The sequence below is a fragment of the Microbacterium sp. UCD-TDU genome (assembly GCF_000340625.1).
GTDB lineage: Bacteria > Actinomycetota > Actinomycetes > Actinomycetales > Microbacteriaceae > Microbacterium > Microbacterium maritypicum.
In genome coordinates this window covers 392,468-413,173 of sequence record NZ_KB454447.1, presented here as the reverse complement: position 1 = coordinate 413,173, position 20,706 = coordinate 392,468, and the positions used below count along the sequence as shown (strand labels likewise).

The window sequence follows — 20,706 nt, the reverse complement described above, 5'->3', positions numbered from 1 at the left end:
ATGTCCCCTGTCCGCAGGATTGCGGCCGGGTTGGTGTTGGCGACGGTCGCGACCCTCGCGATCGCCACGCCCGCGTCCGCCCACGACCAACTGATGTCCAGCACGCCGGCCGCCGATGAGCAGTTGGCTGCCGCGCCGGAGAGCATCGCCATGACGTTCTCCGGCGAGCTCCTGGTGCTCGATGAGTCACTGACCGGGGCCGTCGTCCTGGTCGTGGACGCGTCAGGTAAGGACTGGGTCTCCGGCGATGCGACAGTCGCCGGGCGCACGGTCACCGCCGCGCTCGAACCGGGAATGCCGACCGCCGGCTACCAGGTGCGCTGGCAGGTCGTGTCGGAAGACGGTCATCCGATCGCCGGGGTCATCCCCTTCACGATCGGCGACGCCGAACCGCTTCAGAGCCCCACCTCCGGCGGCTCGACAGCGACCCCCTCGGCCTCGGCAGAACAGCAGGATCAGATCGCAGCAGATTCGGGCGGCGCCCTCAGGGTGCTGCTCATCGGCGCGGGTGGAGCGGCCGCGGCCGTCCTCGCCCTCGTCCTCATTCGATTCCTTCGTCGTCCTCGGACGGCAGCCGCTCCGCCACACGACGGCGGATCCGCGGCAGATGACCTGTGAAAGGCACCATTGTGAACACCACCAAGAACCTCCCCCGCCTCGCCGCTGTGATCGCGGTCTCCCTGCTCGCGCTCACCGGGTGCACGCCGGAGAGCAGCACCTCCGCGTCCGCGTCCCGCCCCGCAGGCGAGACCGTCACCATCGAGGATGCGTGGGTGAAGGCGGCGGACGAGGGCATGTCCGCCGCTTTCGGCACCCTCCTCAACAGCGGTGACGACGACGTGACGGTCGTCTCCGTCACGTCCGAGGCCTCCGACATGATCGAGCTGCACGAGACGGTCGAGAACGAAGCCGGCGAGATGGTCATGCGCGAGAAGGACGGCGGATTCGTCATCCCCGCCGGTGGGAAGCTCGCCCTGGAGCCGGGAGCGAACCACATCATGCTGATGGGACTGTCCGGTCCTCTCGCCGCGGGCAGCGACGTCACCTTCACTCTCACGTTCTCCGACGACTCCACGTACGAGTTCACCGCTCCCGTCAAGGACTACTCCGGCGCGAACGAGAACTACGAGGGCGGCGAAGAGCACGAGGGTATGGATCACTGATGTCGGCGCCCCTTGAGGGCGCCCGCTCCCGCCGCGCCGGGTCGACCCGGCGGCAGTTCCTCCTCGGAGGCGCTGTCGCCGGAGTCGGCGCGGTCGCGGCTGTGGGAGTGGACCTCGCCCTGAACCGCCAGGAGAGCGCAGCGAAACCGGTCTCCGCCCCGATGAACGGTGAGCTCACAGTGCCGTTCTTCGGAGTCCACCAGGCCGGTGTCGATACCGCAGCACAGGCCCACGGCGTCTTCCTCGGCCTCGATCTCCGCGAGGATGTCGACCGAGACGGCCTCACCCGCCTGATGCGCATCCTGACGGACGACGCGGCTCGTCTGACGCAGGGGCTGCCGGCCCTCGCCGACTCCGAGCCGGAGCTCGCCCTCTCCCCGGCGCGGCTCACGATCACCTTCGGGTTCGGTCCAGGGCTCGTCGCACGAGCCGCCGGAGCAGGACCCTCCTGGCTCGCTCCCCTTCCGGCTTTCCGTGTGGATCAGCTGCGGCCCGAATTCTCGGACGGCGACCTTCTCGTGCAGGTCGCCGGAGACGATCCGCTGACCGTCGCCCACGCGACGCGGATGCTCCTCAAGGACGCCCGCGGCTTCGCGAGCATCCGGTGGACACAGCAGGGCTTCCGCCGGGCCCATGGCACAGAACGCCCCGGCACGACGATGCGCAACCTCTTCGGGCAGGTGGACGGCACGACCAACCCGGAACCGGGCACGGAGCAGTTCGACGAGGTCGTGTGGAGCGCAGACGGATGGCTCGCCGGAGGCACCGGGATGGTGATCCGCCGCATCCGCATGGATCTCGACAAGTGGGACCGACTGGATCGCAGCGGACGCGACGCATCCGTGGGGAGGACGCTCGCCAACGGCGCCCCGCTGACCGGGACCGAGGAGTTCGACGAACCCGATTTCGAGGCGACGACGGCGATCGGCTTCCCCGTGATCGCGCCGTTCGCACACATCCGACGCGCCCGCGGCGAGGGGAAGGAACACATCTTCCGCCGCGCGTACAACTACGACGAGCGACCTGTCGGCACCGAGGTGTCGGAGTCCGGCCTGATCTTCGTCTCGTTTCAAGCCGATGTCGAGCGGCAGTTCGTCCCGATGCAGCGCAGACTCGACGAACTCGACCTGCTCAACGAGTGGACGGTTCCGATCGGGTCGGCCGTCTTCGCGATCCCACCCGGGTGCGCTGAGGGCGGATTCATCGGCGAGACCCTCCTCGACTGAGACTCCGACCGTGCCCGGCGCCGGCCGGGCACGGTCAGGACACCACCTGCGGCGGACGAGCCGTCACCGCACCTGTTCCCGTACGGGTCGATATCGCAGGGCGATCGAGCCGGAACGGAACTCCTGGCGGCCGATGAGCTCGAGCGGGATGCGCTCGCGCAGACCGGAGAGGAGCGCGGGCCCGTGTCCGGCGATCACCGGCTGGACGACGAACTCGTACTCGTCGATCAATCCCAGGTCGGCCAACGCCGCGGGAAGCGTGACGCCGCCCACCCACACCGTTCCGCGGGACTCGAGGATGAGACGTCGAACCGCACGCTCGAGGTCGTCGCGAACCAGCTCCGCGTTCCAGTCGACCTCGCTCAGCGTGCTCGACACGACGTACTTCTTCGCCCCGTGGATGGCCTCGGCGAAGGGGATCTCCCACGCGCTCATCCCGTCCGGCCAGACACCCGTCGCGGGCTTGCGCCACGCGGATTCCATCATCTCGTAGGTCACCCGGCCCAAGAGCAGGGCGTCGGCGCGCTCCATCTCCGCGGTCCAGTACCGCATCGACTCCTCATCCGGCGCGGCGCCGGCCTCGTGATCGCAGCAGCCGTCGAGCGTGATATTGATCGAGTATCGAAGCGATCCCATGATCGATCTCCTTGGCGTGGGTCCGCATCTTCGCGGATCGCCCCACAGTAACCCCGGCCGATACGGATCGCATCCTCCCGGTCGCACTCCAGGCACGAAAAAACCCCCGGAGAACCGGGGGTTTCTGTCTGTGCGCGATACTGGGATCGAACCAGTGACCTCTTCCGTGTCAGGGAAGCGCGCTACCGCTGCGCCAATCGCGCCCGTTGGGGCTATTCAGTTTTCCCGTGAGGTGGCGACGGGATTCGAACCCGTGTAAACGGCTTTGCAGGCCGGTGCCTAGCCGCTCGGCCACGCCACCGTGTGGATTGACCCCACGTGCGGAAGATCTTCCGAAGAAGATCTCCTGCACTCGAGCGGATGACGAGACTCGAACTCGCGACCCCAACCTTGGCAAGGTTGTGCGCTACCAACTGCGCTACATCCGCATTTCGTTCCCGGTTGTCCCGGGCACTCATGAAACATTAGCCGAAGATCCGCACTCCGCCAAACCGGCAGCGAATCTCGCGCGTGTCTCGCCGAGTGGTCCACAGGGCCTCTGAGCGTCCGGTAGTATCGGTTGACGTACCCCGCGGGTATGGGCGATTGGCGCAGTTGGTAGCGCGCTTCCTTCACACGGAAGAGGTCATCGGTTCGAGTCCGGTATCGCCCACCACAGAACCTCCGATCCACTCGGGGGTTCTTTTCTTTTCCTCCACCGCCCCGGGCCGCAGACCTCCCGGTTCCCTCGCGCGCGTCTGCCGGTCGACCTGCCGTCGCGCTACCCGACAGGGGTACGCACGACGCGGTCGTCGCCTTCGTCCGCGTCTCCCCGACCGTCGGTGTTGTTCGTCAGCACCCACAGCGCCCCGTCCGGTGCGACCGCGACGTCCCGAAGCCTCCCGAGCGACCCGACGAGGAACTCGCCGGAGGCGCGGAGGTCAGAGAGCGGCACCTGTCGGATCCGCTCTCCGCGGAGGTTCGCGATGAAGATCGACCCCGCGGTGATCGCGATGCCACTCGGACTCGCGATGCCGGGAGCCCACTGCTGCACCGGATCGATGAAATCCGCACGACCAGCGATGCCTTCCACCCTCGGCCATCCGTAGTTGCCGCCCGGCTCGATCACGTTGAGTTCATCCCAGGTGTCCTGACCGAACTCGCTCGCGTAGAGGGTTCCCTCTTCGTCCCACGCCAGCCCCTGCGGGTTGCGGTGGCCCAGGCTGTAGACGGGCGAGCCCTCGAAGGGGTTGTCCTCGGGCACGCGCCCATCCGGTGTGACGCGGAGGATCTTCCCCGCGAGAGATCCGAGATCCTGAGCGCCTTCACGATCGCCGGCGTCGCCGACCGTCACGTAGAGCATCCCGTCAGGGCCGAATGCGATGCGGCCGCCGTTGTGATTTCCGGCGGCGGGGAGGCTGGAGAGGATCGTCTCGGGCTCACCGATCTCCATCGACCCCGGTGCGCCCGAGAGGACGAATCGTTGCACCCTGTTCTCGTCGGCGGCCGTCGAGTACGCGTACAGGTCGCCCTCGTGCACGGCGATACCGAGCAGGCCGCCCTCCCCGCGCGGCTCGACGCCCTCGATCACGCCGACCTCGCGCGTCTCACCTGCATCCGAGACCTCGACGATGCGGGCGGTGTCGCGTTCGCTGAGCAACGCGGTGCTCCCGGAGAACGCGATGGACCAGGGGGCTTCCAAGCCCTGCACGATCGTCTTCCTCTGCTCCGGGGAGATGCTGACGGACCCCTCGGACAGCGTCGGCGAAGGCGGAGCAGGTGGTGTCGGCGCGCACGCGACGAGAGCGATCCCGGCGGCGCACAACGCGGCCGATGCCCTCAACCCTCGCCGCGTCGTCCTCATCACCGTTCCCTCGCCTTGCGTTCGACACTAGACGCGCTGCGCGCGGCGCAGAAGAGGCGTGTGTCCGAGGGGCCGCGTAGCCTGCCACGGTGTCGACGAATCAACTTCTCCCCGGCCCCTGCGCGCTCTGCGGAGGCACACGGGGAGTACGCACGGAGGGCTCGTGGTGCTGCGCCTCCTGCGGATGGCGCGTCGGCGACGCCCCCGATCCCGACCTCCCCCTCCCCCGTGTCGACGTCGTGTACTACATCCGATTCGACCGTCGCGTGAAGATCGGCACGAGCCGGCGTCCGCGACAGCGGCTGGCCAGCATCAGGCACGACGAGCTCCTGGCCTTCGAGCGCGGCGGTCGCGCCGTCGAACAGCAGCGACATCGCGAGTTCGCCGCGATCCGTGAGGGCGGTGAGTGGTTCACCTGGACGGATGAGCTGCGGGCGCACGTCGCTGCCCTCCAGGAAGAGGGCGAGCCGTGGCCGCTGTACGGACGCTGGCTGAGCGGAGCATTGCGCGGTATCGACGCCGCGGCACCCGAGCTGTGACATGACGATGCCGGGCGACTGCTTCGGGAAGTCCAGTCACCCGGCACCGCGTCTCGGGAAGGATCAGGCTGTGGCGGCCCGACCCCGGGTGGTCGCAGGCTGCGGCTGCGAGAACAGCACCACGACGATGACCGCGGCACCCACCACGACGTGCGGAAGCCAGACGTTCGGCGCCTCACCCGCGAATCCGAAGATCCACGGCGAGAGTGCGAGGAAGAGGCTGGCGACGATGTCGAAGACCAGGTGGACGGGCATCGGGATGAATCCGAAAGGACCCCATTCGTACTTCGTGAACAGGCTGTACACGATGAGACCGATGCCGAGGACGATCGGGATGATCACCGCTGCTCCCCCCATGCCGGCGAAGCCGAACAGCCAGGGCGCGGCGATCAGGGCGACGCCGACGATGTAGTCGAGAACTCCATGGACCTTGGTGGGGATGAAACGCATGATTCCTCCTTGTGTGGCGCCGCGGTGCGCGACTCACCACTGGTTCGAAGCCCGATGCGGATCGGATTGCTCCTCACGCGCCTCCCGGCGGCCCACCGAGCACCGGGGGGGGGGGACACCGCGGTCGATCGCCCCGGATCTTCGCGGCCCGGTCCCAGACACCACTGCTACGGTGAGGGTGCCGGTATCTTGCCGGCATCAGGGAAGACTTCTCGTCGACCAACGGGCCTCATCGGTCATTTCGTTCTCCGTCGCCTCCTCTGTGCGAGCCCGAGGAGCATCATGCCCACCCCGTCCGTTCCCTCTTTCATCGACCCCGCGCACGACTGGGCCGCCCCGATCGGCCTCCCCTCGGGGACGACCGCGATCGTGTACTGCGAAGGCCAGTTCGGCGAGCAGGACGGCAAGACCGCCAACGGCCTGGTCCGCCACTCCGAGAAGTACGAGATCCTCAGCGTCATCGACAGCACCCACGCGGGAGCGGATGCCGGGATGCTTCTGGACGGACGGGTGAACGACATCCCGATCCTCGACGGCCTCCCCACCGCGATCGCGCACGCCGGGCACGTCCCCGATTACCTGATCTGCGGCGTCGCTCCCGCCGACGGCCTGCTCTCAGCCGATCAGCGCACCGTGCTTTTGGACGGCATCGCCCGCGGAATGCACATCATCAACGGCCTGCACGAGTTCCTCACCGACGACGCCGAGTTCGTCGCCGCGGCGCTTCTCGCCCAGGTCACGATCACCGACATCCGTCGCCCGCGGGACAAGAAGGATCTCCACCTCTTCTCCGGTCGCATCTTCGACGTGACCTGCCCGCGCATCACGATCCTGGGCACCGACGGAGCGATCGGCAAGCGCACCACGGCGACGATCCTCGTGCGGGCGCTCAATGAGCGCGGCGTGCACGCTGTGATGGTCGGCACCGGACAGACCACGATCATCCAGGGCGGGCGCTACGGTGTCGCCCTCGACGCCCTCGTTCCGCAGTTCTGCTCCGGCGAGGTCGAGAATCAGGTCGTCGCGGCGTTCGAGGGCGAGAACCCGGATGTGATCATCGTGGAAGGACAAGGCGCACTCAGCCATCCCGCCTACATCACCTCCGCGCACATCCTCCGCGGCAGCCAGCCCGCAGGCGTGATCGTGCAGCACGCCCCCGGACGCAAGGTCCTCGGCGACTTCCCCATGGTCGCGATGCCCACCGTGACGAGCGAGATCGCCCTGATCGAGGCGTTCGCCGACACGACGGTGATCGGTGTGACCGTCAACCACGAGAACCTCTCGACAGAGCAGCTGGCCACCGCGATCGACGAGATCGAGCTGCGCACCGGGCTCCCCGCGACCGACCCGCTCACACGCCCGCTGGCCGAGCTCGTCGATATGGTGCTGCAGGCTTTCCCGATGCTCAGCCCGCGACGGACCAGCCGTAGCGCCGCGTGAGAGCCGTTCCGACGCGGTCGTAGCGGCCGCGATCGAGGACCGCCGCTTCCCGTCGCAGTCCGCGTTCGTGGACGCTGTACAGCTGCTCGATGTCGACCCAGGACTCGCGTCCCTGAGAGTCCCAGGCCCCGGTCCCGATCGAGAGGTAGTCCTGCTCCCCGTCGTGCGGCTTGCTGGTCATCCGCACCGCGTACACGCGATCCGCTGACTGCCGACCGATCACGAGCACGGGACGGTCTTTGCCGCGCCCATCGTTCTCCTCGTAGGGCACCCAGGTCCAGACGATCTCGCCGGCATCCGGGGCACCGTCCCGCTGCGGCGCATAGTCGACCCTCAGATCTCTGATCCGGTCCGGATCGATGCGGGCGGTCTCGGTGCCGGCGGGGGCGGAGGTCTCCTGCGGGGTGCGCAGACGCGCGTCCGGGCGTCTCGGATCTGTTGTCCGAGACGCCCGGCCGGAGCCCACTGACTTGAGCAGAATCTCCGCGAGTGCTGCCAGGATGCCGTTGGTCTTGCTCACACGGTCACCCTAACCGCAGATCACGCGTCGGCGAGTGCGTAGCCCTCCTCGCCGTGCACGACCTGGTCGACACCGGCGATCTCGTCCTCGTTCGTGACACGGAATCCGATCGTCTTCTCGATCGCGAATCCGATGATGAAGGCGACCACGAAGGAGTAGATCAGCACTCCGAGCGCGGCAATCAGCTGCACCGCGAGCTGACGGGCGTCGCCGCCGACGAAGAGGCCGGTCTCGGTGGCGAAGAAGCCCAGGTACACCGTTCCGATCAGACCACCGACGAGGTGGATGCCGACGACGTCGAGGGAGTCGTCGAAGCCGAGACGGAACTTCAGCTCGATCGCGAGTGCGCACACGACTCCGGCGAGTGCGCCCAGCAGCAGAGCCCAGCCCGGCGTCAGGTTGGCGCACGCCGGGGTGATCGCGACCAGACCGGCGACCGCACCGGAGGCGGCGCCGACCGAGGTGGGCTTGCCGTCCTTGATCTTCTCCACGAGGATCCAGCCGAGGATGGCGGCAGCGGTCGCGCCCAGGGTGTTCAGACCGATGAGGCCGACCCCGCCCATGTCCTCCGCGAGCCACTCCGCGCCGGCGTTGAAGCCGAACCAGCCGAACCACAGCAGCGCGGCGCCGAGGAGCGTCAGAGGCACGTTGTGGGGCTTCAGGATGCCCTTCTGGAAGCCGATGCGCTTGCCGAGCACCAGCGCGAGGGCGAGGGCCGCGGCGCCCGCGTTGATGTGCACGGCGGTACCTCCGGCGTAGTCGATCACACCGATGCCGCTGTCCTCGCCGAAGAGCGTGGTGCCGAGGTTCATGATCCAGCCACCGCCCCAGACCCACGCGGCGACCGGGAAGTAGCCGACGGTCGCGAAGATGCCGGCGAAGATCAGCCAGCTGCCGAACTTCGCACGATCCGCGATAGCTCCGGAGATCAGCGCCACGGTGATGATGGCGAAGGTGGCGCCGTAGGCGACTCCCAGGAGCGCGACGTTCGAGCCCTCACCCGCAGCCAGGCTCGAGAGCCCGATGTCGGCGAAGGGGTTGCCCGCGAAGGCGGTCGGGCTGTCGACGGCGCTCATCGAGAACCCGAAGAGAATCCACAGCACGGCGACGAGTCCGATGGAGCCGAAGCTCATCATCATCATGCTGACGACGCTCTTCGCCTTGACGAGACCGCCATAGAAGAAGGCGACGCCGGGCGTCATGAGCAAGACCAGAGCTGTCGCGGTGATCGCCCACGAGATGTTGCCGGGAGCATCCATAGGAAAACCTCACATCCGAAGTAATTGAGAGCTTCAGTGTGACGACCTGCGGTTTCGTCAATGCGTGAGGTTTGTTTCCCCGCGGTTACAGCGCGGCTCCGCCCGTGAACATCGCGTTACGCGATTCTGCGGGCTTACGCAGAATGTGTGAGGGCGTTGAGCCGAGAGATGGCGCGCAGGTACTTCTTGCGGTAACCGCCGGCGAGCATCTCGTCGGAGAAGACGGAGTCGAGCCCGAGCCCCGTGGCGAGGATCGGGATCTGCGCGTCGTACACCCGATCGACGAACGCCACGAATCGCAGCGCCTCCGACTGATCGGTGAGCTGGCGCACCCCGCGCAGCCCCACGCGGGCGACGCCGTCGATGAGCCTGATGTACCGCGACGGATGCACCTGTGCGAGGTGGCGGATCAGATCGTCGAACCGATCATCGGATGTCGCACCGGCGGCGCCCGCCTTCTCGACCGCGTCCGCGTACGCCGCGTCGTCGAGCACGACCGCGTGCCCGTCGAGAGCGCGCTGGCGGAAGTCGACGCCGTCGATGCGCAGCGTCTGGAAGCTGTCGGACATGGCGTGGATCTCCCGCAGGAAGTCCTGTGCGGCGAAGCGTCCCTCGCCGAGGGCGTTCGGCGGGGTGTTCGAGGTCGCGGCGAGCCGGGTGCCGGTCGGCACGAGCTCCCCCAGCAGACGGGTCATCACCATCGTGTCGCCCGGATCGTCCAGCTCGAACTCATCGATGCACAGCAGGTCGGCACCTTTGAGCAGATCGACGGTGTTCTTGTACCCGAGCGCGCCGACGAGCGCGGTGTACTCGATGAACGAGCCGAAGTACTTCCGACGCGCAGGCATCGCGTGGTAGATCGACGCCAGAAGGTGCGTCTTGCCCACGCCGAACCCGCCGTCCAGGTAGACGCCGGGCTTGAGCTCAGGCTCCTTCTTCGCGCGGCTGAACAGACCGCCGCGCTTCGCGGGCGTACCGCGCCCGGCGAAGCGCATCAGCGTCTCCTTCGCCTCCTCCTGCGAGGGATAGGCCGGATCAGCGCGGTAGCTGTCGAACGTCGCGGAGTCGAACTGCGGCGGCGGCACCAGGCTCGCCAGCATCTCGGGTCCGCTGACGGTCGGCTGACGCTCGGTGAGGTGCACGATTCCCGTGCGGCTGGTCTGGTCGGTCATCACAGTCCTGAATCAGGTGCTCACCTGTGTCGAAGTCTTACGAATCGGGCGCAGGGTGCTCGGCGGGGATCTATCGTCGAAGGGACGGATCAACACTACGCCGTCTGCCACCGCCCCCTCGTCCGCTCAACGCTTCGGAGATCCCATGGCCATCGAGTTCGATTCCTCCTCCCCCAAGTTCGCCGAGTATGCCGAACCGGGCCGCCTCGTGACCACGCAGTGGCTCGCGGAGCGTCTGGGAACGCCGGGCCTGGTGGTCGTCGAGTCCGATGAAGACGTCCTGCTCTATGAGACCGGCCACATCCCGGGAGCGGTGAAGGTCGACTGGCACACCGAGCTCAACGACCCCGTGGTGCGCGACTACGTCGACGGCGAGGGCTTCGCCGAGCTGCTGAGCCGCAAGGGCATCGATCGCTCGGACACGGTCGTCATCTACGGCGACAAGAACAACTGGTGGGCCGCCTACGCCCTCTGGGTCTTCTCCCTCTTCGGTCACGAGGACGTGCGTCTGCTCGACGGCGGACGCGACCGTTGGATCGCGGAGGGACGCGAGCTCACGCGTGAGGCGACCAGCCGTCCGGCCACGGCGTATCCCGTCGTCGAGCGCGACGACTCCCTCATCCGCGCGTACAAGGAAGACGTTCTCGCCCATATCGGCAGCCCGCTGATCGACGTCCGCTCTCCCGAGGAGTACACCGGTGAGCGCACCACGGCGCCCGCGTACCCCGACGAGGGCGCGCTGCGTGCCGGCCACATCCCCACCGCGCAGAGCGTGCCGTGGGCAAAGGCGGTCGCCGAGGACGGCGGCTTCCGCAGCCGTGCCGAGCTTGACGCGATCTACCGCGACGGGGCCGGGCTGAAGGACGGGGACGATGTCGTCGCGTACTGCCGCATCGGTGAGCGCTCGAGCCACACCTGGTTCGTGCTCAGGCACCTTCTGGGCTTCGAGAACGTGCGCAACTACGACGGGTCCTGGACCGAGTGGGGCAGCGCGGTGCGTGTGCCGATCGTCACCGGCTCAGAGCCCGGCACCCTCTGAACATGTGACAATGACAGGGATGACCACAAGCGACCTTCCTGACGCCCTCGCGGAGATCCGCGACGGTTTCCTGGAGACCCCCGAGTCCGATCGTCTCCTCCTGCTGCTCGAGTTCTCCGACGAGCTCCCTGACGTGTCCGACGAGGTAGCTGCCCACCCGGAGATGTACGAGCGCGTCGCCGAATGCCAGTCGCCGGTGTACATCCACGTCGAGGTGAACGACGACATCGTGACCATGCACGCCACGGCGCCGCCCGAGGCACCGACCACCCGCGGTTTCGCGAGCATCCTGGTGCAGGGCCTCACCGGCCTGACCGCCGACGAGGTGCTCGCGATCCCGAACGACTATCCGCAGTCGATCGGGCTCACCAAGGCGGTGTCGCCTCTGCGTATCGGAGGCATGACCGGGATGCTGATGCGGGCGAAGAACCAGGTCACGCAGAAGCGCTGAATCCCTGGCCTTCGAGCCAGTCGGTGATCGAGGTGGTCCAACCCGTCTGGTCGTAGTTCCACAGCTTGGTGTGGCGCGCGACGGTGAATCGGGGCATCGTCACGAGATCCGGACGCGCCTCCTGCAATGCGTGCGACGAGTCGGCAGGGACGAAGCCGTCGTCGTCGCTGTGCAGGATCAGGATGGGCGCCGTCAGCTCGTCGGCACGGGCGACCATGTCCAGGCGATCGAACGCGATCGGCTCGTCGGCTCCGCTGAGGCGCGCGGTGAGGGGCATCTGGAGCGCGCCCATGGCGAGTGCGGGCAGCGGTGCCCGCACTCCGGCCATCTTCGCCTGGAATCGCAGCACGGTGCGCCAGTCGACGACGGGAGACTCGAGGATGATCCCGGCGATGCGATCGCTGTGATCCGACGTCACCGCAGCCTGCAGCGAGATCGCTCCCCCCATCGACCACCCCATCAGGATGACCTGTTCGGCGCCGTGTCGGAGCGCGTAGGCGATGGCGGCGTCCACGTCACGCCATTCCGACGCTCCGAGCGCGTAGGCGCCCGCCCTGGTGCGGGGGGCCTCGCCGTCGTTGCGGTAGGAGACGACGAGGTTGGGCAGGCCCGCGGCAGAGAGCACCGGAACAGCCCGCAGGCACTCCGCGCGCGTCGCCCCGCGTCCGTGGACCTGGATCACCCAGGTCGAGGACGACGCCGGGAAGTACCAGGCAGGGCACGGACCGGCCGGAGTGCCGATCAGCAGGTTCTCCCAGCGCAGGTGGAGCTCGCTCGGGGATGAGTAGTAGTAACCGCTGAAGGCCGCGGCACGATCGACGCGGGCTCCGGGCTCGATCTGCGTGAGGAGCTTGCGTCGCACAGTCGAGCCGTCCGCGCTGAGCACGGCTCCGAGCTTCACATAGCCGTAGGTCCCGGTCGTGAAGAGGCCGTACCGTCCGGGGAGCTCGGTGTCGAGGGTGCGCTGCAACTCGATGGTCTGCGCACCGGTGTCGACGGCGAGTATCTCGGTGTCGGTGGCACGACGCATGGGCGTGACGACCCGACGGGCGACGGCGAACACGACGAGAGCGAGCGCCGCCCCGAAGGCGAACAGGGCAGGGACAAGGAGCGTAACGGCGTGCCTGAGACTCTTCATCGCTTCCTGACTCTAGCCTGTTGCCGTGACCGCACACCCCGAGGCCGGGACGCCTTTCGAGAGCGCCGTGGCCGAACTGCGCGAGACCGAGTTCCGTGATGACATCACGGTGCGCGAGATCGCCACCCCGCAGGGCCTCGCGCCCTTCGCCATCGCCCTCGCAGCAGACGTGCGCCCGGAGGGTGACGGCGAGTCGGTGTACGGCACCGGGAGGTTCGTCCTGCTGCACGATCCGGAAGAGCCCGGCGCGTGGGGAGGCTCGTGGCGCATAGTGCTGTTCGCCCAGGCGCCGTTGGAGACGGAGATCGGCACCGACCCGCTTCTCGCCGACGTGACCTGGTCGTGGCTGGTCGATGCGCTCGACTCCCGCGATGCGATCTATCACTCGGAGTCGGGCACCTCGACCAAGACGCTGTCGAAGGGATTCGGCGGGCTCGCCGTCGAAGGAGACGGCGCCCAGATAGAATTGCGGGCGTCCTGGACTCCGGAGGGCCCGTTCCGACCTCATGTCGAAGCATGGGCCGAGCTGGTCGGAATGCTGGCGGGGCTTCCGCCCGGCTCCGAGGGCATCGCCGTGATCGGCGCGCGAAAGGCTGTACGTGACTGAATACTCCGTGATCTCGGATGCTGAGGAGTTCCGCGCGGCCTGCGCCGTGCTCGCCGCAGGAACCGGCCCCGTGGCCGTGGACGTGGAGCGGGCATCCGGTTTCCGGTACTCGCAGCGCGCCTATCTGGTGCAGGTGTTCCGCCGCGACGCAGGAGTCTTCCTGTTCGACCCGCCGGCCATCGGCGACTTCGCACCTCTGCAGGATGCGATCGGAGACGTGGAATGGGTGCTGCACGCCGCGAGCCAGGATCTGCCTTCACTCCGGGAGCTTCACCTCGAGCCGCCGGTGATCTTCGACACCGAGCTGGCATCGCGCCTCCTGGGACATGAACGCGTCGGACTCGGTGCCGTCGTCGAGGACACCCTGGGCATCACGCTCAAGAAGGAGCACTCCGCGGCCGACTGGTCGACGCGGCCGCTGCCGGACTCCTGGCTCGAGTACGCCGCTCTCGACGTCCTGCACCTGATCGACGTGCGTGACGTCCTGGTGCTCGAGCTCGAAGAGCAGGGGAAGACGGAGTTCGCCGCGCAGGAGTTCGCCGCCACGCTCTCTCGCGCCCCCAAACCACCACGCGAGGACCCCTGGCGCCGGCTCAGCGGCCTGCACCAGGTACGCGGGGCACGCAACCTCGCCGTCGCCCGCTCGCTCTGGCAGGCTCGCGAGGCGTACGCGCAGGATCAGGACGTCTCCCCCGGACGTCTCGTCCCCGACCGTTCCCTCGTGGCGGCGGTCATGGCGAATCCCACGTCGAAGCAGGCGCTGGCAGGCATCAAGGAGTTCCAGGGGCGCGCGAGTCGCACGCAGCTGGATCGCTGGTGGCAGGCGATCGTCGATGGCCGGGCGTCGGAGGAACTCCCTCGCGAACGCGTCCCGAGCGACACTCTTCCTCCGCCGCGCGCCTGGGCTGATCGGAACCCCGAGGCGGATGCGCGTCTGAAAGCCGCCCGCCCCGTCGTCGAGGCCGTGGCCGAGGAACTGGGGATGCCGACGGAGAACCTCCTGACTCCGGAGTACCTCCGTCGCGTGGCCTGGGATCTGCCCGGCGAGACCGCGGAGGAGATCGGCGCTGCTCTGGCCGCGCTGGGCGCGCGACCGTGGCAGATTGCACAGACCGCACAGAAGATCGCTACCGCCTTTGTAGAGGCGGCGCAAACGCCCGACACGACCCCCGCACCCGCTTCGTAGGTTCGACCCAACCGATTCCTCCCCGTTTCGCGGGCTTCATAGACTGAGGCCACGCACTAACTTGGAGGCAGAGTGGCCGAGATCTCGGACGTCTTCTTCGTCGATGGAGTGCGCACCCCCTTCGGGCGCGCCGGCGAAAAAGGCATGTACTGGAACACCCGCGCAGATGACCTGGCCGTCAAGGCGACCATCGGCCTGCTAGAGCGGAACGCGGCGGTCCCCACCGACCGCATCGATGACGTCGCGATCGCCGCGACGTCGCAGACGGGAGATCAGGGCCTCACGCTCGGCCGCTCCGTGGCGATCCTCGCAGGTCTCCCCCAGACAGTCCCCGGCCTCGCCGTCGAGCGCATGTGCGCCGGCGCGATGACGAGCGTCACGACGATGGGCGCCTCGATCGGCGTCGGCATGTACGACTTCGCCCTCGCCGGCGGCGTCGAGCACATGGGCCACCACCCGATCGGGGCGAACGCCGACCCGAACCCCCGCTTCGTGGCCGAGAAGATGGTCGACCCCGGCGCGCTCAACATGGGCGTCACGGCGGAGCGCATCTTCGATCGCTTCCCGCACCTGACCAAGGAGCGCTCGGACCGCTTCGGCATGCTGAGCCAGCACAAGGTGCAGGCCGCGTACGACGCCGGCAAGATCCAGCCCGATCTCGTTCCCGTGGCCACCAAGGGGCCCGATGGCGCCTGGGGTCTCGCTACCGAAGACGAGGGCCGTCGCCCGCAGACCACTATGGAGGACCTCGCGGCCCTCAAGACGCCGTTCCGCCCGCATGGCCGCGTCACGGCCGGTACCTCTTCGCCTCTCACCGACGGCGCGACGATGTCGCTGCTCGCCGGCGGCGGTGCGGTCAAGGAGTTCGGGCTCGCGCCGAAGATGCGGATGGTCTCGTTCGCGTTCGCCGGAGTGCAGCCGGAGATCATGGGCATCGGGCCGATCCCGTCGACTGAGAAGGCCCTGAAGAAGGCCGGACTCACGATCGCCGACATCGGCCTGTTCGAGCTCAACGAGGCGTTCGCCATCCAGGTGATCTCGCTGCTCGACCACTTCGGCATCGCCGACGACGATCCCCGAGTGAACCAGTGGGGCGGCGCCATCGCGTTGGGTCACCCGCTCGCGGCATCCGGCGTGCGTCTCATGATCCAGCTCGCGGCGCAGTTCGCTGAGCGCCCCGACGTCCGCTACGGCCTGACCGCCATGTGCGTGGGCCTCGGCCAGGGCGGATCGGTCATCTGGGAGAACCCGCACTACGACGGCAAGAAGAAGAAGTGAGCGCCACCGTGACGAACTACGACGAGATCGACTTCTCCCCCATCCAGGCGCTCACCGAGGGCGAGGTCATCACCCAGTCCCCGGTGCGCGACATCCGTCTCGCCTCGGGCAAGGTGCTGGCCCTGATCACGCTCGACAACGGTCGTGACCACACCCGTCCGAACACGCTCGGCCCTGCGACGCTCACGCAGCTGGGTGAGACGCTCGACGGTCTCAAGGCGCGAGCCGCCGCCGGCGAGATCCAGGCCGTGGGCATCACGGGAAAGCAGTACATCCTCGCCGCGGGTGCCGACCTGTCCGACATCAGCAAGGTCGGCTCGCGCGACAACGCACGCCTGATCGCGCAGCTCGGCCACAAGGTGCTCGGCAAGCTCGGCGATCTCGGCGTGCCGTCGTTCGCCTTCGTGAACGGCCTCGCCCTGGGCGGCGGCCTGGAGATCGCACTGAACTCCAGCTACCGCACGGTCGACGCGTCGGCGGCAGCGGTCGCACTCCCCGAGGTCTTCCTCGGCATCATCCCCGGTTGGGGCGGCGCCTATCTGCTGCCGAACCTGATCGGCATCGAGAACGCCCTCGAGGTCGTCATCTCGAACCCGCTCAAGCAGAACCGGATGCTGAAGCCCCAGCAGGCGTTCGATCTCGGCATCTTCGACGCGATCTTCCCCGCCGCGAACTATCTGGAGAACTCGCTCTCCTGGGCGGATGCCGTGCTCGGCGGCAAGAAGGTCGAGCGCAAGAACGAACCAGGGAAGATCGAGCGGCTGACCAAGTGGCCGATCGCGATCAAGATGGCGCGCGGCATGCTCGAATCGAAGATCGGAACGGTACCGAAGTCTCCGTACGCGGCGCTCGACCTTCTCGACAAAGCGAAGAGCGGCACCAAGGCCGAGGGCTTCGCCCGCGAGGACGAGGCGCTCGCCGACCTCGTCACCGGCGACCAGTTCGCCGCGTCGATGTATGCCTTCGATCTCGTGCAGAAGCGCGCGAAGCGCCCTGTCGGCGCTCCTGACAAGCAGCTCGCGAAGAAGGTCACCAAGGTGGGCATCATCGGTGCCGGACTCATGGCCAGCCAGTTCGCGCTGCTCTTCGTGCGCAAGCTCCAGGTGCCCGTGCTCATCACGGACCTCGACCAGGCGCGCGTCGACAAGGGCGTCGCCTACATCCACGAGGAGATCGGCAAGCTCGAGGCCAAGGGGCGTCTGGACGCCGACTCCGCGAACAAGCTGCGCGCGCTCGTGACCGGCACCACCGACAAGAGCCTCTACGCGGACTGCGACTTCGTGATCGAGGCCGTGTTCGAAGAGGTCGGCGTCAAGCAGCAGGTGTTCGGAGAGATCGAGAAGATCATCGCCGAGGACGCGATCCTCGCGACCAACACCTCCTCGCTGTCCGTCGAAGAGATCGGTGCGAAGCTCGCCCACCCCGAGCGCCTGGTCGGGTTCCACTTCTTCAATCCGGTCGCGGTGATGCCGCTGATCGAGATCGTGAAGACGCCCGCCACCGCCGATGCGGCCCTGTCGACGGCCTTCGTCGTCGCGAAGAACCTCGGAAAGAACGCGGTTCTCACCGCCGACGCCCCGGGCTTCGTCGTGAACCGGCTGCTCGCGAAGGTCATGGGCGAGGCCGCACGCGCCGTCTACGAGGGCACACCGATCGCCGACGTCGAGAAGGCCTTCGGCCCGCTCGGCCTGCCGATGGGACCCTTCCAGCTGATCGACCTGGTCGGTTGGAAGGTCGCAGCCCACGTGCAAGACACGATGGTGCACGCCTTCCCCGAGCGGTTCTACGCGAACGAGAACTTCCACGCCCTCGCCGAGCTCGACGCGGTCGTGGAGAAGGACAAGGGCGGACGCGTCGTCGGCTGGAGCAAGCAGGCCGAGAAGGTCCTGAAGCCCGCTGTCGGGAAGACTCCGGCGACGGCTGCGACGATCCTCCAGCGTGTGCAGGACGGTCTCGCGCAGGAGATCAAGCTGATGCTCGACGAAGGTGTGGTGCCCGAGGTCGAGGACATCGACCTGTGCCTGATCCTCGGCGCCGGCTGGCCCTTCATCGACGGCGGCGCTTCGCCGTACCTCGATCGCGAGGGTGCGTCCGAGCGGGCGTTCGGCGGCTCGTTCCACACTCCGCAGATCCGCGGCGTCGAAAGCCGCTGATCACCGCCGAAGGGGTCGCATCGACAGATGCGGCCCCTTCGTCGTCTCATCTCCTGCGCGGTCGTCTACTGCGAGGGTCGCTGATCCGTCTGTTCGGTCTTCGGCCAGTACGACAGCGCGCGTTCGGCCAACGCGGTGATCGTGAGAGACGGGTTGACGCCGGGGTTCGCGGGGACGGCCGAACCGTCGACCACGTGGAGCCCCGGATGCCCCCAGACCCGGTGATAATGATCGATCACGCCGTCTTCCGGCGAGGCCGAGATCACCGCACCACCGAGGAAGTGCGCGGTCAACGGGATCCCGAAGACCTCGGGCCACGAGCCGCGGGCTTCTGCGGACACTCCGCCTTCCTGCTCGACGCGCCTCGCGATCGCCGCAGCGGCCGTGTGGGCCTGCGGGAGATGACTCGGATTCGGTTCTCCGTGTCCCTGTGCACTGGTCATCACGAGTCGGCCGAAGCGGCGTCGCAGCGACAGGGTGAGCGAGTTGTCCGCCGTCTGCATCACGAGCGCGATGATTCCCCGCTCGCTCCAACGGCGGAGGTTCCCGAGACGGAACTGCCGCACCGGTGATCGGAGCACCTGTCTGATGAGGCTGCCCAGTCGAGCGCCCAGACCACGGTCGCCCGGCACGAGGACGGTCGCGAGCGCACCCATCAGGTTCGAGCCGGGACCGTAGCGCACGTTCTCCACATGAGTGCGGTCATCGACGTGGAAGGAGGTGGTGATCGCGATTCCCCGCGCCAGATCCAGAGACTCCGGAACCGCGGTCGCCACCGCGCCGTCGAGGGCCTCGGAGTTGGTTCGGGTGAGCCGCCCCAGGGCATCGGAGACCCGAGGCAGCGCACCGGAGGCCTTCATCCGGTGCAGCAGCTGCTGAGTGCCCCAGGTGCCGCCGGCAAGCACGACCTGCTCTGCCGTCACCGTGCGACGTCCGTGCCGGAGCCAGGCACCGCTGCGCTGCGTGGTCACCGCGAATCCGCCGCCGGGCAGTTCACGCACCTCGCTCACCGTGCGCAGCGCCTCGATCGAGACACCTCGACGTTCCGCGAGGGCGAGGTAGTTCTTCATGAGGGTGTTCTTCGCGCCCACACGACAGCCCACCATGCAGTTGCCGCAGAGGGTGCAGCCGGTGCGGTCCGGTCCTTCACCGCCGAAGAAGGGATCGGTCGTGCGCTCCCCCGGCTTCCCGAACCAGACGCCGACGGGGGCGCGACGAAACGTCGACCCCACGCCCAGGTCCTCGGCCGCACCGGCCATGATTCGTTCGACCGGCCCCGTGTGCGGATAGTGCTCCACCACGCCGAGCATCCTCTTCGCGGTGGCGTAATGCGGCGACAGCTCCGATTCCCACTCGGCGATGCCTCGCCACTGCGGGTCCTGGAAGAACGCGGGACCCGGCTGATAGAGCGTGTTCGCGTAGTTGAGCGAGCCTCCGCCCACTCCCGCGCCCGCCAGGATCATCACGTGTGGAAGCCGATGGATGCGCTGCACGCCGTAGCACCCGAGCATCGGCGCCCAGAGGTAGCGGCGAAGATTCCAGCTCGTCTTCGCGAAGTCGTCATCCTCGAAGCGACGGCCGGCCTCGTAGACGCGGACCCGGTAGCCCTTCTCCGCCAGTCGCAGCGCGGCCACGGACCCGCCGAACCCGGAACCGACGATCACGACGTCTTCATCGAACCTCGTCATCGCACACCCTCCGACCGCATCGTCGCCTCCGGCACCATCATCGTGAGCGCCGCGGGGAGCACCGCGACGGTGCACACATTCTCGCCGATCCGCTCGCCGTCGGCGTAGACCACCAGGCCAGGGGCCGAGACCGTCACGGTCCGCGCTCGGCGGTGAGAGACCTCCGGTCGGCGCAGGTGCGATCCCCGCAGCAGCAGCGGGAAGAGACGCAGCAGCCGCAGACGGCCCAGAGGTGCGACATGAACGATGTCGAGCAGTCCGTCGTCGGGAACAGCCCCGGCACAGATCGGCATCCCCCCGCCGTAGCTCGATGTGCTGCCGGCGGCGATCAACGTACCCGGAGCCCTCCGCGCGGGTTCGCCGTCGATGGCGAGCGAGAAGTCCATCGCGCGCAGACGCACGAGTTCGATCAGCAGCGCCAGATAGTAGCGCGGTGCCCCGTGCGGCCAGCGGAGCCGGTTGGTGCGGTCGCTGACCTTCGCGTCGAACCCGAACGCCGCGATCGTGAGGAACTTCCGTGTCCCGGCCGCCGTGCTCACTTCACCGACATCGACCGGTCGTGGCACACCGGTGAGTGCCAGCTCCGCAGCGGCCGCGGCGTCACCTCGGGGCAGGCCGAGGGCACGCGCGAGGTCGTTCCCCGTTCCGGCCGGCACCAGGACGACCGGGGCGGCTGCCGCACACACCGTGTCGAGGATTCCCGACAGCGTGCCGTCTCCGCCGACGACCACGAGCGCTCGCGGATCGTCGGCCAGGGCTGCGACCGCGAGCCGGGCCGTGTCGGCCGCGGAGCCGCCCGCGTAGGCGCGCACCTCGGCCCCACGACTCCTCAGGTGCAGGACGGCGGCTTCGGCTGCCCTTCCGCCCCGCCCCTTGCCGGAGAACGGGTTCGCGAGCACCGCGATGTGCTCGGCCACG

At 68.0% G+C, this 20,706-nt stretch carries 20 protein-coding genes and 4 tRNA genes; 12 read left to right on the top strand and 12 right to left on the bottom strand.

Going from position 1 to position 20,706, the window contains the following annotated elements; all coding sequences use genetic code 11:
- The 3 genes from D514_RS32305 to D514_RS32295 are packed head-to-tail and all read left to right on the top strand — an operon-like array spanning position 1 to position 2,389.
- Positions 1–618: a copper resistance CopC family protein gene (locus D514_RS32305; RefSeq protein ID WP_036323491.1), complete on the top strand. Its 618-nt coding sequence runs from the start codon at positions 1–3 to the stop codon at positions 616–618.
- Positions 619–629: 11 nt separating this feature from the next.
- Positions 630–1,163, top strand: a complete 534-nt coding sequence (locus D514_RS32300; protein WP_017830517.1) for a copper chaperone PCu(A)C — start codon at positions 630–632, stop codon at positions 1,161–1,163.
- Complete coding sequence (locus D514_RS32295; RefSeq protein WP_017830516.1) at positions 1,163–2,389, top strand: Dyp-type peroxidase; 1,227 nt, start codon at positions 1,163–1,165, stop codon at positions 2,387–2,389. Before D514_RS32300 ends, D514_RS32295 begins: the two co-directional genes overlap by 1 nt.
- A 63-nt stretch (positions 2,390–2,452) precedes the next feature.
- Here the strand turns inward: D514_RS32295 and D514_RS32290 are convergent, their stop codons facing one another.
- The 4 genes from D514_RS32290 to D514_RS32275 all read right to left on the bottom strand — a co-directional run bounded on the left by D514_RS32290 (position 2,453) and on the right by D514_RS32275 (position 3,453).
- Complete coding sequence (locus D514_RS32290) at positions 2,453–3,025, bottom strand: dihydrofolate reductase family protein (protein ID WP_017830515.1); 573 nt, start codon at positions 3,023–3,025, stop codon at positions 2,453–2,455.
- A 131-nt stretch (positions 3,026–3,156) separates the two neighbouring features.
- Positions 3,157–3,228, bottom strand: a tRNA-Val gene (locus tag D514_RS32285).
- A 27-nt stretch (positions 3,229–3,255) separates the two neighbouring features.
- A tRNA-Cys gene (locus D514_RS32280) sits at positions 3,256–3,326 on the bottom strand.
- A 54-nt stretch (positions 3,327–3,380) separates the two neighbouring features.
- A tRNA-Gly gene (locus D514_RS32275) sits at positions 3,381–3,453 on the bottom strand.
- A 151-nt stretch (positions 3,454–3,604) separates the two neighbouring features.
- Between D514_RS32275 and D514_RS32270 the strand changes: the two genes are divergently transcribed.
- A tRNA-Val gene (locus D514_RS32270) sits at positions 3,605–3,680 on the top strand.
- Positions 3,681–3,785: 105 nt separating this feature from the next.
- Here the strand turns inward: D514_RS32270 and D514_RS32265 are convergent.
- Complete coding sequence (locus tag D514_RS32265; RefSeq protein WP_031206111.1) at positions 3,786–4,868, bottom strand: sorbosone dehydrogenase family protein; 1,083 nt, start codon at positions 4,866–4,868, stop codon at positions 3,786–3,788.
- Positions 4,869–4,957: 89 nt separating this feature from the next.
- On the opposite strand from D514_RS32265, the gene D514_RS32260 reads away from it, so the two are divergent.
- Positions 4,958–5,407, top strand: a complete 450-nt coding sequence (locus D514_RS32260; protein WP_031206109.1) for a GIY-YIG nuclease family protein — start codon at positions 4,958–4,960, stop codon at positions 5,405–5,407.
- 63 nt (positions 5,408–5,470) lie between these two features.
- Here D514_RS32260 and D514_RS32255 read toward each other — a convergent pair whose 3' ends face one another.
- Entirely contained in the window at positions 5,471–5,857 is a 387-nt protein-coding gene (locus D514_RS32255) for an SPW repeat protein (protein WP_017830511.1), read from the bottom strand.
- A 282-nt stretch (positions 5,858–6,139) separates the two neighbouring features.
- Between D514_RS32255 and D514_RS32250 the strand changes: the two genes are divergently transcribed.
- The gene (locus D514_RS32250; RefSeq protein ID WP_017830510.1) at positions 6,140–7,297 is read left to right on the top strand and encodes a DUF1611 domain-containing protein; all 1,158 of its coding nucleotides are present in this window, start codon (positions 6,140–6,142) and stop codon (positions 7,295–7,297) included.
- Here D514_RS32250 and D514_RS32245 read toward each other — a convergent pair.
- The 3 genes from D514_RS32245 to zapE all read right to left on the bottom strand — a co-directional run bounded on the left by D514_RS32245 (position 7,263) and on the right by zapE (position 10,248).
- Positions 7,263–7,817 carry a type II toxin-antitoxin system PemK/MazF family toxin gene (locus D514_RS32245; protein WP_017830509.1) on the bottom strand — a complete coding sequence of 185 codons (555 nt, stop codon included), beginning with the start codon at positions 7,815–7,817 and terminating at the stop codon, positions 7,263–7,265. The genes D514_RS32250 and D514_RS32245 overlap by 35 nt on opposite strands.
- Positions 7,818–7,837: 20 nt before the next feature.
- Positions 7,838–9,076, bottom strand: coding sequence for an ammonium transporter (locus D514_RS32240; RefSeq protein ID WP_017830508.1), 1,239 nt, complete (start codon positions 9,074–9,076; stop codon positions 7,838–7,840).
- Positions 9,077–9,210: 134 nt separating this feature from the next.
- Positions 9,211–10,248, bottom strand: coding sequence for a cell division protein ZapE (gene zapE / locus D514_RS32235; RefSeq protein WP_017830507.1), 1,038 nt, complete (start codon positions 10,246–10,248; stop codon positions 9,211–9,213).
- 145 nt (positions 10,249–10,393) lie between these two features.
- Between zapE and D514_RS32230 the strand changes: the two genes are divergently transcribed.
- A complete protein-coding gene (locus tag D514_RS32230) occupies positions 10,394–11,287 on the top strand; it encodes a sulfurtransferase (RefSeq protein WP_017830506.1) in 894 nt (297 codons plus the stop codon).
- Between the two features lie 19 nt (positions 11,288–11,306).
- Positions 11,307–11,738, top strand: a complete 432-nt coding sequence (locus tag D514_RS32225) for a SufE family protein (protein ID WP_017830505.1) — start codon at positions 11,307–11,309, stop codon at positions 11,736–11,738.
- Here the strand turns inward: D514_RS32225 and D514_RS32220 are convergent.
- Positions 11,722–12,876 carry a S9 family peptidase gene (locus D514_RS32220; RefSeq protein WP_017830504.1) on the bottom strand — a complete coding sequence of 385 codons (1,155 nt, stop codon included), beginning with the start codon at positions 12,874–12,876 and terminating at the stop codon, positions 11,722–11,724. The genes D514_RS32225 and D514_RS32220 overlap by 17 nt on opposite strands.
- A gap of 25 nt (positions 12,877–12,901) precedes the next feature.
- Between D514_RS32220 and D514_RS32215 the strand changes: the two genes are divergently transcribed.
- From D514_RS32215 to D514_RS32200, 4 genes are all read left to right on the top strand, one after another.
- Positions 12,902–13,483, top strand: coding sequence for a DUF3000 domain-containing protein (locus D514_RS32215; protein ID WP_031206105.1), 582 nt, complete (start codon positions 12,902–12,904; stop codon positions 13,481–13,483).
- Positions 13,476–14,669 (top strand): HRDC domain-containing protein, encoded by a 1,194-nt coding sequence (locus tag D514_RS32210; RefSeq protein ID WP_031206104.1) that lies wholly within the window; start codon positions 13,476–13,478, stop codon positions 14,667–14,669. The genes D514_RS32215 and D514_RS32210 overlap by 8 nt, the downstream gene beginning before the upstream one ends.
- A 72-nt stretch (positions 14,670–14,741) precedes the next feature.
- Entirely contained in the window at positions 14,742–15,947 is a 1,206-nt protein-coding gene (locus tag D514_RS32205; RefSeq protein ID WP_017830501.1) for a thiolase family protein, read from the top strand.
- A gap of 8 nt (positions 15,948–15,955) precedes the next feature.
- Entirely contained in the window at positions 15,956–18,100 is a 2,145-nt protein-coding gene (locus D514_RS32200; RefSeq protein WP_031206102.1) for a 3-hydroxyacyl-CoA dehydrogenase NAD-binding domain-containing protein, read from the top strand.
- A gap of 65 nt (positions 18,101–18,165) precedes the next feature.
- Here D514_RS32200 and D514_RS32195 read toward each other — a convergent pair whose 3' ends face one another.
- Positions 18,166–19,788, bottom strand: coding sequence for an FAD-dependent oxidoreductase (locus D514_RS32195; RefSeq protein WP_017830499.1), 1,623 nt, complete (start codon positions 19,786–19,788; stop codon positions 18,166–18,168).
- Positions 19,785–20,705 carry a YegS/Rv2252/BmrU family lipid kinase gene (locus D514_RS32190; RefSeq protein WP_017830498.1) on the bottom strand — a complete coding sequence of 307 codons (921 nt, stop codon included), beginning with the start codon at positions 20,703–20,705 and terminating at the stop codon, positions 19,785–19,787. Before D514_RS32190 ends, D514_RS32195 begins: the two co-directional genes overlap by 4 nt.
- Position 20,706: the final 1 nt, after the last annotated feature.

Excerpts from the sequence above, each read along its gene's own strand:
- zapE (WP_017830507.1), bottom strand. The coding sequence starts at position 10,248 with ATGACCGACCAGACCAGCCGCACGGGAATCGTGCACCTCACCGAGCGT.
- D514_RS32265 (WP_031206111.1), bottom strand. The coding sequence starts at position 4,868 with ATGAGGACGACGCGGCGAGGGTTGAGGGCATCGGCCGCGTTGTGCGCC.
- D514_RS32195 (WP_017830499.1), bottom strand. The coding sequence starts at position 19,788 with ATGACGAGGTTCGATGAAGACGTCGTGATCGTCGGTTCCGGGTTCGGC.
- D514_RS32225 (WP_017830505.1), top strand. The coding sequence starts at position 11,307 with ATGACCACAAGCGACCTTCCTGACGCCCTCGCGGAGATCCGCGACGGT.
- D514_RS32230 (WP_017830506.1), top strand. The coding sequence starts at position 10,394 with ATGGCCATCGAGTTCGATTCCTCCTCCCCCAAGTTCGCCGAGTATGCC.
- D514_RS32250 (WP_017830510.1), top strand. The coding sequence starts at position 6,140 with ATGCCCACCCCGTCCGTTCCCTCTTTCATCGACCCCGCGCACGACTGG.
- D514_RS32290 (WP_017830515.1), bottom strand. The coding sequence starts at position 3,025 with ATGGGATCGCTTCGATACTCGATCAATATCACGCTCGACGGCTGCTGC.
- D514_RS32305 (WP_036323491.1), top strand. The coding sequence starts at position 1 with ATGTCCCCTGTCCGCAGGATTGCGGCCGGGTTGGTGTTGGCGACGGTC.
- D514_RS32255 (WP_017830511.1), bottom strand. The coding sequence starts at position 5,857 with ATGCGTTTCATCCCCACCAAGGTCCATGGAGTTCTCGACTACATCGTC.
- D514_RS32295 (WP_017830516.1), top strand. The coding sequence starts at position 1,163 with ATGTCGGCGCCCCTTGAGGGCGCCCGCTCCCGCCGCGCCGGGTCGACC.
- D514_RS32220 (WP_017830504.1), bottom strand. The coding sequence starts at position 12,876 with ATGAAGAGTCTCAGGCACGCCGTTACGCTCCTTGTCCCTGCCCTGTTC.
- D514_RS32240 (WP_017830508.1), bottom strand. The coding sequence starts at position 9,076 with ATGGATGCTCCCGGCAACATCTCGTGGGCGATCACCGCGACAGCTCTG.